The 13,292-nt window shown below is 47.9% G+C and carries 12 protein-coding genes; 9 read left to right on the top strand and 3 right to left on the bottom strand.

Translation table 11 applies throughout. The features are described 5' to 3' along the window. The first annotated feature begins 103 nt into the window (after positions 1-103). Both CS562_RS04475 and CS562_RS04470 read left to right on the top strand, forming a co-directional pair. Complete coding sequence (locus tag CS562_RS04475) at positions 104-832, top strand: ThuA domain-containing protein (RefSeq protein ID WP_099853935.1); 729 nt, start codon at positions 104-106, stop codon at positions 830-832. A gap of 113 nt (positions 833-945) precedes the next feature. Continuing rightward, positions 946-2,052: a Gfo/Idh/MocA family protein gene (locus tag CS562_RS04470; RefSeq protein ID WP_072732920.1), complete on the top strand. Its 1,107-nt coding sequence runs from the start codon at positions 946-948 to the stop codon at positions 2,050-2,052. 85 nt (positions 2,053-2,137) lie between these two features. On the opposite strand, the gene CS562_RS04465 is transcribed toward CS562_RS04470, so the two are convergent. Next, complete coding sequence (locus CS562_RS04465) at positions 2,138-2,956, bottom strand: SPL family radical SAM protein (protein WP_099853933.1); 819 nt, start codon at positions 2,954-2,956, stop codon at positions 2,138-2,140. Continuing rightward, positions 2,953-3,561: a bifunctional transcriptional activator/DNA repair enzyme AdaA gene (locus CS562_RS04460; protein ID WP_099853931.1), complete on the bottom strand. Its 609-nt coding sequence runs from the start codon at positions 3,559-3,561 to the stop codon at positions 2,953-2,955. The genes CS562_RS04465 and CS562_RS04460 overlap by 4 nt, the downstream gene beginning before the upstream one ends. 162 nt (positions 3,562-3,723) lie before the next feature. Here CS562_RS04460 and CS562_RS04455 point away from each other — a divergent pair, with 162 nt between their 5' ends. From CS562_RS04455 to CS562_RS04445, 3 genes are all read left to right on the top strand, one after another. Further along, entirely contained in the window at positions 3,724-4,704 is a 981-nt protein-coding gene (locus CS562_RS04455; RefSeq protein ID WP_099853929.1) for a Gfo/Idh/MocA family protein, read from the top strand. A 24-nt stretch (positions 4,705-4,728) separates the two neighbouring features. Next, on the top strand, positions 4,729-5,445 hold the full coding sequence (locus tag CS562_RS04450) for a class I SAM-dependent methyltransferase (protein ID WP_099853927.1): 717 nt from the start codon (positions 4,729-4,731) through the stop codon (positions 5,443-5,445). 92 nt (positions 5,446-5,537) lie between these two features. Next, the gene (locus CS562_RS04445; protein WP_099853925.1) at positions 5,538-6,431 is read left to right on the top strand and encodes an NAD-dependent epimerase/dehydratase family protein; all 894 of its coding nucleotides are present in this window, start codon (positions 5,538-5,540) and stop codon (positions 6,429-6,431) included. 361 nt (positions 6,432-6,792) lie between these two features. Here CS562_RS04445 and CS562_RS04440 read toward each other — a convergent pair whose 3' ends face one another. Then, positions 6,793-7,803 (bottom strand): LacI family DNA-binding transcriptional regulator, encoded by a 1,011-nt coding sequence (locus tag CS562_RS04440; RefSeq protein WP_099853922.1) that lies wholly within the window; start codon positions 7,801-7,803, stop codon positions 6,793-6,795. 410 nt (positions 7,804-8,213) lie between these two features. Between CS562_RS04440 and CS562_RS04435 the strand changes: the two genes are divergently transcribed. The 4 genes from CS562_RS04435 to CS562_RS04420 all read left to right on the top strand — a co-directional run bounded on the left by CS562_RS04435 (position 8,214) and on the right by CS562_RS04420 (position 13,280). Next, complete coding sequence (locus CS562_RS04435; RefSeq protein ID WP_099853920.1) at positions 8,214-10,004, top strand: L-fucose isomerase; 1,791 nt, start codon at positions 8,214-8,216, stop codon at positions 10,002-10,004. 41 nt (positions 10,005-10,045) lie between these two features. Beyond that, positions 10,046-11,548: a rhamnulokinase gene (locus CS562_RS04430; protein ID WP_099853918.1), complete on the top strand. Its 1,503-nt coding sequence runs from the start codon at positions 10,046-10,048 to the stop codon at positions 11,546-11,548. Positions 11,549-11,601: 53 nt separating this feature from the next. Continuing rightward, positions 11,602-12,264 (top strand): class II aldolase/adducin family protein, encoded by a 663-nt coding sequence (locus CS562_RS04425; protein WP_076288661.1) that lies wholly within the window; start codon positions 11,602-11,604, stop codon positions 12,262-12,264. 263 nt (positions 12,265-12,527) lie between these two features. Beyond that, a complete protein-coding gene (locus tag CS562_RS04420; protein WP_099853916.1) occupies positions 12,528-13,280 on the top strand; it encodes a FadR/GntR family transcriptional regulator in 753 nt (250 codons plus the stop codon). Positions 13,281-13,292: the final 12 nt, after the last annotated feature.

The following is a 13,292-nucleotide window of genomic DNA, read 5'->3' as shown; positions in this document are numbered from 1 at the left end:
AAGCTGCATTTAAGCTAGGATGTTGACCTCGGAGAGGTCTTGAGTTTGAGCAAGGTTCGATAGAATGACAATAACTTAACTTCCGGAAAGCGAGTGATGGGTGATGAGCAAAGCACTAATCGTATGGGGCGGCTGGGATGGACACGAACCAGAGCAGGTAGCAGCGATTTTTGAACGCATTTTGAAGGAAGAACAATTCGAGGTTGAAGTCTCAGATACATTGGAAGCTTATGCCGATGCAGAGAAACTGCTGGGTCTGGACCTAATCGTTCCGCTGTGGACAATGGGACAGATTGAACAGGAACTGGTCAATAACGTATCTGCGGCTGTTCAGAGCGGCGTAGGTCTCGCGGGTCTTCATGGCGGGATGTGTGATGCGTTCCGCAACAACGTCGACTGGCAGTTCATGACGGGTGGACAGTGGGTTGCGCATCCAGGGAACGACGGCGTGGAGTACACGGTAAACATGAAGCGTGGTTCCAGTCCTTTGCTGGATCATATTGAAGATTTCCAGGTGAAAAGCGAACAGTACTACCTGCACGTGGACCCTGCAGTAGAAGTGCTGGCAACAACACGTTTCCCAATTGTCAACGGTCCTCACGCAGCGAATGGCCCAGTAGATATGCCAGTCGTTTGGACCAAACGCTGGGGTGCAGGCCGTGTGTTCTACAACTCGCTTGGACACCATGCAGATATTGTGGAGATGAAACAGGTTACTGAGATGATGCGTAGTGGTTTCAAATGGACTGCAGCAGGCAAAGCTATTGCGCAAAGCCGCAAGGACGCAGTGACTGAAGTTTACACAGGAATGGCTGATAACCAAAGTCACTAATTAAATTTAAATCTAATTCATATCCGTTGAGATAAATATATTGACCCACATAAAGCGGTCTTGAGTTGTTTTGGAAGCGCTATATCAATTGGAAACACGAAGGGAGTCCACGTATGAAAACAATGAAAGTAGGCATTATTGGCTGTGGTAAAATCAGCGGTATTTATATGGAGAACTGTCACCGATTTGAGGTACTCGATCTTGTTGCGGTTGCGGATCTTGACCGGAACAGAGCAGAGGAGCAGGCAGCTGCTTATCATGTTCCTAACGTATACACGGTAGATGAAATTTTGGCAGACCCTGAGATCGACCTGATTATCAATCTGACAATCCCTGCCGTTCATGCAGATGTATGCTTGAGAGCGCTCGAAGCAGGCAAACATGTATATGTGGAAAAACCACTCGCTGTCACACGAGAAGAGGGTCAGGCGGTTCTCGAAACAGCTAAGCGTAAAGGGCTGCTGGTAGGCTGTGCGCCAGAGACGTTCTTCGGTTCAGGAATTCAGACGGCACTCAAAGTAGTAGAGGATGGTGTCATTGGCAAACCTGTGGCCGCTACCGCATTCATGATGAGCCGTGGGCATGAGCATTGGCATCCAGATCCGGAGTTCTACTATGCAGCCGGTGGCGGGCCGATGTTTGATATGGGGCCTTATTACCTGACTGCGCTCGTACAATTGTTGGGACCAATCAAGTCAATTGCTGGCATGACGGGCAAAGCGATGGAACAGCGGACGATCACGAGTGAGAAAAAGCGGGGTCAGAGCATTCCTGTTGAAATTCCGACGCATGTAGCGGGATTGCTGCAATTTGAGCAGGGAGCTATCGGCACGCTGATTACGAGTTTTGACGTATTTGGCGGAAGTGTATTGCCACCGATTGAAGTATACGGCACTCATGGAACCCTACAGGTTCCTGATCCAAACACATTCGGCGGTCCAGTTCGTTACCGTTTGCTAGGTGATGAGGAATGGACTGAGGTACCCCTTCTGCCAGGATATCAGGAGAATACACGTGGCATTGGTGTTGCAGATATGGCTTATGCTGTGGGTAGCGGACGTGCTCACCGGGCAAGTGGAGAGCTTGCCTACCATGTACTCGAAGCGATGTGGGCGTTCCATGATTCTTCGGATGAGCAGACTTTTTATAAAATGGACAGCACATGTCAGCGCCCAGCTGCACTGCCTGCAGATCTTCCATTGTACACACTTGATCAATAATCGATTAAGTTAGAAGAATAGCCCTTACTCCCGATGCGAGGGAAGCAGGGCTATTTTCATTTTATATAAAGGCATGATCAGGGTTTTAGGGTTCAAATCCAGCTTGGCTAATCCAAATTTCATGTTCCTCAAAATGCGCCTTCATTCGCTCGACTACCATTTTGTATGCCTCAGGACTGTACCAATCTTCCTTGCCCACTTGTTCATAAAGTGGCTTCATGCCAAGTCTCCGGGTTCGCTTGCCCTCACTGCCATCTCCCATAAAGTAATCATCAACGCATATACGATCAACAAGCGGCCTTAGGATGGCTGCAAAATTTTCGCTGCTGGGTAATACTGGCGCAATAGCAGCCTGTGTGGGGATACCGGCATCTCGCAGTTGTTCCAGGGCACGCAATCTGCCAGCGATTGGCGGAGCAGAAGGACTGAACTGCTTGCGGATATCATCCAGATCCGTTTCCACGGTCATGCTAACCCGGACCCGGTCACCCAACTTTTGCAGCAGATCGATATCTCGGGTCACCAATGGGCTTCGGGTCTGAACCAATATAAAATCGGGTGGATCCTCGGCCATAACTTCAAGTAAAGAACGCGTGATTTGCTCCTTATATTCAACGGGCTGATACGGATCTGTACTGGATGACATAAAGAGAGTGACTTTACCTTTTGATTTCGCACGCTTCAGCTCTTTGGCAAGCACCTTGGCGGCTTCCTGTTTCACATCAACCCAGCTGCCCCATGGTTCATTGCGAAATAAAGAGACGGGCATTTGCCTTACATAACAGTAGGAACAGCCAAAAGCGCAGCCTGTGTAGGGATTCAGCGTATGCGTATAACCATTAAGGAACCCGGTTCCTTTGTTGAGCAATGTTTTGGGTACTTTGTATACCAAGCTGGTCTTCATGATTGATCACGCCTTTGTTCACGATAATTGGCAGGTGTGCTACCTGTATGTTTTCGAAATACAGTAATAAAATACGCCGGATTGGCTATGCCAACCTGTCGACCGATATCTGTAACGGTGAGCCGGGTGCTTTCAAGCAATTTCCGGGCTTCGGTGACTCTTTTTTCCTGAATATACTCCACCGGAGTTAGGCCGGTAATCCGTTTGAACACCCGATGCAGATGATATGGACTCCCGTGACTCACATTTGCAAGAATATCTAGTGTTAGAGGCTCGGCAAAATGATGTTCAATATAGTCTGTTACAACAGAAATCCATTCCTGATCGGGGATTCGCTCGCCCGTTGGTTTGCACCGTTTGCATGGACGGAAATGTAGAGCCAATGCTTCTTCTGGGTTGTTAAATATAGTGACATTCTCATATTTGGGTGCTTTAGACTTGCAGGAAGGTCGACAAAAGATGCCTGTTGTCTTGACACCGTAATAGAATTTACCATCAAAGCTGCTATCGTTGTGGATAATGGCATTCCACTGTTTTTCATCTATAGGAACTGAATTTGTTTGATAGGGGTTGGGACTTTCCAAAAGAATCACCTCAAGTCTCATTATACCCCTGATTTATGGGAATCGACGAAGTTTCAAACAAAAAAGCAAGATATCAATATGTTGGAAATGGACATCCCTTCAATCTGGTTGAAATATAGGCTACAATGTACAGGATGGCAAGCTGTTTAATTGTGAAATTTATTTACGAAAGAGGTAGATTGAATGGTTCGTTTTGGAGTGGTAGGTACCAACTGGATTACAGAGAGGCTTCTTGAGGCCGCTGCACAAGTCGAAGGATTCGAATTGACTGCCGTGTACTCAAGAACTGAAGATAAAGCTAATGCATTTGCAGATCAATATCAGGCTGCACTTCGATTCACCAACCTCGAAGAGATGGCGACGAGTGATGGTCTTGATGCCGTGTACATTGCTACACCGAATACCTTTCATGCCGAGCAGGCAGAGTTGTTTCTGAGAAGTGGAAAACATGTACTATGCGAGAAACCTTTGGCTGCCAATGGGGCAGAGGTCCGTCGTATGATTGATACAGCGAAAGAACATGGAGTTCTGCTCATGGAGGCCATGAAATCGACCCTTGTCCCCTCGTTCAAAATGGTACAATCTCACCTACATAAAATTGGCCCGGTACGTAAATATGTGGCGAGTTACTGCCAGTACTCTTCCCGGTACGACAAGTATAAGGAAGGAATCGTCCTGAATGCGTTCAAACCCGATCTTGCTAACGGAGCGTTAATGGATCTTGGGGTTTATTGTCTCTATCCATTAATTACGCTATTCGGCGAGCCTAAACAAGTTCAGTCCCAGGCAATGATGCTGGAATCAGGGGTAGATGGACAAGGCAGTGTCATTCTGAATTATGATGAGATGGAAGCGGTAGTGACGTACTCTAAAATCTCCAATTCTCATGTTCCAAGCGAAATTATGGGCGAACGCGGCAGCATCCTCATTGACAAAATTGGTTCACCCGAACATGCGGAGATACGCTACAATGATGGTACGGTGGAAAAACTCACTGCCGAGCAAATTCATCCGTCGATGTATTATGAGGTGGAGGAGTTTGTCAATCTGATTCAGCAGGGCAAAAAGGAATCGGACATGAACACGTATGAACGTTCCTATGTTACCATGCAGGTGATGGATCAAATCCGGCAGCAGATTGGTCTTGTTTTTCCTAATGATTAATTCTGGAAAGTGAGCTGAGACGAGATGAGCAGAGATGAGCAGAAGAGCAGAGTAGCCGGCCTGGAGCTGGCACAGATTATTTTTATCGGGCGAACCTTCGAGGAATATATGAAGATGTTTAACCTGACCGTGGAAGAAATTAAAGGTAAGTCTGTTCTCGATTGTCCAGGTGGGGCTTGTTCATTCAGCAGCCATGCGCGAGAGTGGGGTGCAGATCCCATGGCAGCGGATATTGCCTATGAACATGAGATCGGCCAACTGGAAGTGAAGGGACTTCAGGATATTGAACATACGATGAAACAAATGGAACAAGTACAAGACAAATATAGATGGGATGATTTCGGTTCTATCCATGGCTTGGAAGAAGAACGTAGACGTGCAATCACCGACTGTGTAGCGGATATGAGACGTTTCCCTGATCGTTATGTGGCTTCTGTACTGCCGGAGTTACCTTTTGCCGATGAACAATTCGATCTGACATTGTCTGCGCATTTCCTGTTTACGTATGCAGATCGACTGGATGCCGAATTCCATCTACGGACGATCCTTGAGCTGTTGCGAGTGACCAAGCGGGAGCTGCGTATTTTTCCTACGGTAGACTTGTCTGGCAAGCGTTATGAGCATATGGATCAATTAAAGGATATACTGGAAGAACGCGGATATATTACTTCTGAAGAGAAGACTTCATACGAATTCCAGCGAGGAGCACACACGATGCTCCATATTGTGAAATCCCGGTAAAAATATCTGGATTGCAACAACACAGACAGCACTTCATTCATGAAGTTTTAGTAATATACGCATGATCAGAAGAGGTTAGGAGGTTTTATCGGATGAAAAAAGTACTTATACTTGGTGGGACACGGTTCTTCGGCAAACGTCTGGTTGATCATTTACTATGGGAAGGAAAGTCTCAAATCACAGTCGCAACTCGAGGGAAAACGAATGTAGACTTTGGACCAGAGGTCAATCGGATTAAAATGGATCGTGAGGACCCGAAATCTCTTGCCGAGGTTGCGCAGACCGACATGTGGGATATTGTCTATGACAACATCTGTTACTCGCCGGATGCGGCGAAGTCGGCTTGTGAAGCTTTTGCCGGACGCACCCAAAGATACATTTTGACATCAACGCTCTCGGTATATGGAGATCCCAAACCCGGATTTACCGAAGCTGATTTCGATCCATACACCTACCCGGTGCAATACGGAAGCCACGAAGATTTCTCCTACGGCGAGGGTAAACGTCTAGCGGAAGCTGTGTTTTTCCAGGAAGCGGATTTCCCAGTGGCGGCGATGCGCATTCCAATTGTACTCGGAATTGATGATTACACGCGAAGACTTCATTTTCATATTGAACATGTGCAAAAAGGAAAACCTATCGGCATGCCCAATCCGAACGCCGAAATTGGATTTATCAATTCCACCGAAGCCGCGAGATTTCTCGCTTGGCTTGGACATTCATCCATTACAGGACCTGTGAATGCAGCGTCCAAAGGGACAATAACACTTTCCGCCATGATGCATCTGATCGAAACGGTAACAGGCATGCAATCTCAGGTACTGACCGAAACGATCAAAGAGGACATGTCACCCTTTGGAATTTCGGAATCCTGGACAATGGATACATCCAAAGCCGAGCAGGCTGGATATACGTTCGAAGCATTAATGGATTGGTTCCCGGGTCTGGTTCGGGAAGTCGCTCTGGCTCTTCAATCCGAGGGATAAATTGAACTAAGAATATTTACGCCGCCACTCCGATGCCAGAACAACCTTCCGATCGCTGTTATCCCCAGATTTTTTGGATTCCCTTTTTCAAAGGGGAAAATCCGGGGATAAGCGTATGCTTCCGATGCAGCTTTCTTTCAGAAAGCTTTTAGGCGAACGCTCCGCTTCTTCAGGTTATTTCTGTCCTCTACGTTCTTGTGTAAATGCTTAGTTCAATTTATATAAATTCCATATATATAAGAGGTACATTTCATAAAAAAGGACGCAATCAGAGAGATATTCTCCGATGCGTCCTGTTTGTATTTGCTTCAACAAAACAGTTTCTCTCAAGTCAGGGTTGGTCTACGACTGATTTTCCTCTTTATTCGCGAGGTACAGAGGCCGAAGCGCGAATACGCAGCTCCGATGGCATAATGACGGTCTGTGGTTCCTCAGGAGCCTTCCCTTCAATTCGGTCGATCAGCATCTGCATGCCGATGGCACCAAAATCATAGGCAGGCTGTGCAGAAACCGTGAGAAAGGGATCAAAGGCAGAAGCCAGATCGAGGTCATCAAAACAGACGACCGAGATATCTTCAGGCACACGCAGCCCCCGTTTACGTAAAAGTCGAATGACGCCAATGGCAAGCATATTATTTGCTGCAAATATGGCTGTAGGTTTGTGCTGATGTGCAAGTAAACTGTCGATACCCACTTCATCGCTGAAATCCCGGTAGCCTGTTCGAAGGATTAAGCCTTCGTCAAAGGGCAACTCGGCTTCCCGGAGTCCCTCCATATATCCTTCTTCTCGCAGCCGCGCAGTCGAAACCTCGGAAGAACCATTAACCAGAGCAATGCAGCGATGACCCAGATTCGTCAGATATCGAATCAATTGAAGCGCCCCATCTCGGCTGTCCCCAGCGATAACGTCAGATGTGATTCCCGGGACAGTGCGGTCCAAAATAACAAACGGAATGTTACGTTCCTGCAGCTGCTTCAAGTGATTCAGCGAGCGGTCCCCTGCAGGTGCAAACAGTACACCATCGACGCGAGTAGACAGAATGGTTTCCACATAATTTTTCTCCTTGTCGTAATCCTCGTCGCTATTGCTGAACAAGAGGCGGTAACCACGCAGATTGGCAGCATCCTCAGCCCCCCGGGCCAGCGTTGTATAGAAGGGGTTGGTAATATCCGTAATCAATAATGACAGCATCTGAGTCCGTTGCAGCACAAGACTTCGCGCATTCGAATTGGGTATGTAACCAAGTTCTTCGATGACCTGTTGTACACGCTCGCGTGTAGCCGGGCTAATACGACCTGTTTGATTAATGACTTTAGAGACGGTCATGGCGGAGACGTTGGCTTTTTTGGCAATATCATAAATGGTAATCAATAGGATCTAACCTTTCCGCAACATAGTCTTTCCATTCTATAGGATAATGCCGATTGACAGCAAGATAGGCTCATGCTATCTTAGGGTTACCGATAACCCTAATCATAAAAAAGTTGATTTATTTCAGTCTAACCGCTCTTCATTTTTGCTCACATCGCTTCCTTCACACTCCATAACAGGACAGCATAACGGAGTCAATAATATAGAGCGGTTTATTTAATCAAGCATTTGTAAACGCATTCATAATAAGAAAAAGAACTGACCGTTGGCATGCAATAGTAGTGTATTTCCTCGGGTATCGGTGAACAGAAGGAATCAAAATCCCCAAATAGCCCCATCAAATTGCATACGGACAAGTCACAAGTCATTCGTACCTATTCTATGAAACCATTGAAGGAGGACGTTTTAGTATGACACATCAGGATTATCGTTATAAACAGGCATTTCCCAAGATTGGTATTCGTCCCACAATTGACGGCAGACGCAAGGGTGTTCGTGAATCCTTGGAAGAGCAGACGATGAGCATGGCAACTTCCGTTGCCGAGCTGCTCGCAGCAGAACTTCGGTATCCCGATGGATCGCCGGTAGAATGCGTCGTTGCCGAATCCTGTATTGGTGGCGTGAACGAGGCAGCGGCAGCAGCGGAACTATTCAGTCGCTCCAACGTGGGCGTGACCATTACCGTTACACCTTGCTGGTGTTATGGAACAGAAACGATGGATATGTCTCCTTCCATTCCTACGGCGATCTGGGGTTTTAACGGAACCGAACGTCCGGGCGCAGTATATCTGGCAGCAGTACTCTCAGCCCATGCACAGAAGGGGATTCCGGCTTTTGGTATCTATGGCGAGGATGTACAGGATGGAGGAGATACGACGATTCCCGATGACGTTCGTGAGAAATTGCTGCGTTTCAGCCGTGCGGGTCTTGCCGCTGCAACCATGAAGGGACGTGCTTATCTGTCTATCGGCTCGGTATCCATGGGCATTGCCGGCTCCATCGTGAACGATTCCTTTTTCCAGGAGTATCTGGGCATGCGGAACGAATATGTGGATATGAGTGAACTGACTCGTCGTATAGAAGAAGAAATCTATGATCCTGAAGAGTATAAGCTGGCGCTAGCTTGGGTGAAGGAGAACTGTAGTGAAGGACCGGACAATAATCCTGCCCATCTGCAGACAGATCGCAAACGCAAAGAGTATGAATGGGAAACGGTAGTGAAAATGACGCAGATCGTACGTGACCTGATGGCTGGCAACCCGAAGCTGGCGGAGCTGGGATTTACTGAGGAATCCATGGGCCACCACGCGATTGTCTCCGGGTTTCAGGGACAACGACAGTGGACAGATCATTCACCCAACGGAGATTTTTTGGAATCCATCCTGAATTCTTCCTTTGACTGGAATGGCAAACGTTCTCCTTATCTGGTGGCAACAGAGAACGACAGCCTGAATGGTGTGTCGATGTTATTTGGTTCCCTGCTTACCCATACCGCGCAGATCTTCGCAGATGTACGCACTTATTGGAGCCCGGATTCGGTAAAACGCGTGACAGGGCATCAGCTGGAAGGAAACGCAAAGGACGGTATTCTGCATCTGATCAACTCTGGTTCAGCAGCATTGGATGGTACAGGACAACAATCAAGAGCAGGTGAGCCTGTGCTCAAGCCTTTCTGGGAAATTACAGACGAAGAGGTTCAGGACTGCCTGAAAGCGACCTCGTGGCGCCCGGCATCTGTCGAATATTTCCGGGGCGGCGGCTATTCGGCTGATTTCCTGACCAAGGGCGGTATGCCTGTTACGATGACACGTCTTAATTTGGTTAAAGGACTTGGTCCTGTACTGCAAGTGGCTCAAGGTTACACCGTCGATCTGCCTGAGGATGTGCATGATACGCTGGATCAACGGACAGATCCGACTTGGCCATCCACCTGGTTTGCACCTGTTCTGACGGGATCAGGAGCTTTTACTTCGGTCTACGAAGTGATGAATCAATGGGGCGCGAACCATGGCTCCATCTCTTATGGACATATCGGAGCGGATTTGCTGACACTGGCCTCCATGCTTCGTATCCCGGTGAGTATGCATAATGTACCGGAATCCGAGATTTTCCGTCCACGTGCCTGGGGACTGTTCGGCACAAGTGAACCAGAAAGTGCCGATTACCGGGCATGCAGCGTCTTTGGACCGTTGTATCGTTAACATCCAAACGGCTAGTCGCGGAAGCAAAGGAGGCATGAGAGATGGGAACTCAAGCAACGCATGTGCTTGCTGCCGATTACGGCGCCGGAAGCGGCCGAGTAGTCCGTGGGACTTTTGACGGGAGTAAGCTCTCGTTAGAGGAAGTGCATCGATTCAGTAACGATCCTGTACACCTGGGAGACGGATTGTACTGGGATTTCCTGCGACTTTTCCACGAACTGAAACAAGGGATTGTAAAGGGCATGCAAGGCATCTCCCAACCGGTCCGTTCCATTGCTGTGGATACGTGGGGAGTCGACTATGGATTAGTGGACGGGGAGGGAAGATTATGCTTCAACCCCCGCCATTATCGGGAATCGCGTAATGCGAAGTGGATGGAAGAAGCCCTGCGCATGGTAAATGAAGAAGAGCTATATTCCATGTCCGGTGTCCTGCCACAACAAATAAATACCGTATTTCAACTGCTTGGAAGTGTGCGCGAGCACTCGGAAGGTCTGCGGCCAGATGTGCGCATGTTATTGATGCCGGATTTATTTAACTATTATCTATCTGGTCAACAGGCCAGCGAGTACACAATTGCCAGTACAAGCGGACTGTTGCATGCCGGAGAGGTTCGTTGGAATGAAAAATTGATTGGCCGACTGGGTATCCCGGAGACGTTATTCCCACCTCTAGTACAGCCAGGCACGGTGCTGGGGCAGTTAACGGATGACTTGTGTGCAGAGTTGAAGATTGAACCGATGCAAGTGATATCTGTAGGTTCACATGATACAGCATCTGCATTAGCAGCCATTCCTGCGACAGATTCGGAATTTGCCTTTATTAGCTGTGGCACCTGGTCACTCATGGGCGTGGAACGCGACAGTCCTGTATTGGATAATCGTAGTCGTCAACTAGAGTTCACCAATGAGGGCACGGTAAATGGAAAAGTACGAACCTTGAAGAATCGATCAGGCCTGTGGTTATTGCAGGAGTGCAAACGGCAGTGGGAACGGGAGAATCAACGTTTTACCCATGAGGAACTGGTCCAACTCGCTGCTTCGGCAACCGCACATCAATGTTATGTATCGCCCGGAGACGGGGTGTATTTGGCACCAGGCGATATGCCAGAGCGAATCCGGCAACAGTGCAGTGCCAGCGGGCAAGCAATACCTGAAACGACCGGAGCCATTGTACGTTGTATTCTCGAAAGTTTGGCGCTGGAGTTCAGACAGACTCTGGACGAACTGGAGCTAATTACAGGCACTCGGCCACGGGTGATTCATATGGTCGGTGGCGGTGTGCATAATCGCTTATTGTGTCAATTTACGGCGAATGCAGCAGGGATTCCGGTGATAGCAGGTCCTGCCGAGGCAACTTCAGCCGGAAATTGCATGCTGCAATTCCTGGCACATGGCGAAGTGAGCGGCTTGTCCGAGGTGCGAGAAGTTATGCTTTCTTCCTTTTCTCCCGAAACCTATGAGCCAGAAGACATCGCAAGATGGCAGGAAGCCTACGTAATATACCAGAACCTGAATCAAACATTGGCGAGCAAATCCAATTAGAAGAGCATTTTGTAAAATGCTTAAAAAGAAAAGTCAAAGGAGTGGAGCAGAACATGTCTGAACAACAGGTAAGGGAAGAATTGACCAAATATGCCCGCAGAGCGGTTGCTCAAGGATTAGTGGTTGGACCTGGGGGGAATCTGAGCGCACGTTTCGAAGGAACGATGCTGCTTTCGCCGAGTGGTTATGCACTAGAGGATCTGGAGCCTGAGGAATGGATCGCGATTGATATTGCGACAGGAGAGACACGTGCCGGATCAACACGTCCTTCCTCCGAGGTGTTGATGCATCTGTATAGCTATCGGGTCAATCCTGACATTCAAGCCATTGTGCATACACATCCGGCATACACCATCGCTCTGAGTCTCGTTTTCGATGAATTGCCTCATTTGTTCCCTGATCAGTCGGCACTGGTGGGCGATATTGGCTTTGTCCCTTATGTTCTGCCCACAACCAAACTTCTTGCTGATGCGGTGGCTGCCAAGGTTGAAGAACACACAGCGCTCATTCTGGTTAACCACGGATTGGTCACGACAGGTAAAAACCTGCGCGAAGCCTACTACCGCACCCAGGTGGTGGAGGAAAGCGCCAAGGTGTACATGATCGCCAAGGCAGCAGGGGAGCCTAAAGTGCTTACTCCGGAAGAATACAAGGAGATCCAATCTCTTGAAAGTGAAGCCTACCGCGTACAGCTACTCCAACAGCTCAAGTCGTAAATGAATATTTATAATTAAACGTAGTTTAAAGGTTATCTCAACAAAGAGCAGATTACGTCCTCCAGAACAAAATCTGGAATACAGGATGTGAGTTGCTCTTTGTTATTTTGGAACAAACGGTGAGTACATGGTCAGAAAAAATAATACATAGTAATTAGGTAAGAATTATTGAAATTATTGTCGATTGAAGGTATACTGTCGTTAATCATCAGTGAGTAACAACAAAAAGAACTACAATTATTTATATATGAGGAGTGAATTTAGTGGGTCCTGAGCTAAACGAATTGGAGTTGGAATACGAACTGCTGAAGCAGCTTCGGGACGCGAGCGCTCCCATCGGGGCCAGCACGTTGGTTCATACCCTGGGCAAAACGTACGGTCTAAGTCAGGCTACAATCGGAAGAAGACTTATGGAGATGGACGTTGAAGGTTTCACGATACTGGAGGGACGAAAGGGAAGGGTTCTGACCGAACAAGGGCTGGAGCGAATCAAGATTCTGGAGAAGGATTTACAGCAAAAAAGTGTGAATTCCCAGCTCATTCAGATGCTGAACCATTCCGGTGAAAAGGCTCTGCTCGATGTCCTTGTAGCCAGAAGGGCTCTGGAACGGGAAATTGCTTCTCTGGCAGCACAACGAGCCTCAAAAGAATACATATTGTTACTGGAAGCCTCTATTGCTACCCAGCATCAATTGCTTTCCCAGAATGTTATTCCTTACGAGGAGGACCGGGAATTTCACAGGCTGCTGGCTTATGCGGCTCAAAACCAGATTCTGCTGCATGCGGTTGAACTGGTCTGGGAGACAAGCCGTGATTTCCTGGAAACAGCTTATATTAGGCAAAGAGTAGGAAGTGAACTGGTTGTGGACCATCAGCGGATTCTGGAGGCAGTAGCGGCGGGCTCCCCGGAACAGGCTGAAGCGGCAATGGTGAATCATATTAACCAGATGATTGAGGATGTTAAACGATATTTTGCCATGCAGAACCTTAATATAACTTCGGATAATAACCGGTGATAAAGGAGTTGA

Source organism: Paenibacillus sp. LK1 (assembly GCF_002750415.1).
In the GTDB taxonomy this organism is placed as follows: Bacteria; Bacillota; Bacilli; order Paenibacillales; family Paenibacillaceae; genus Paenibacillus; species Paenibacillus taichungensis.
This window is presented reverse-complemented; position numbering and strand designations above follow the sequence as displayed.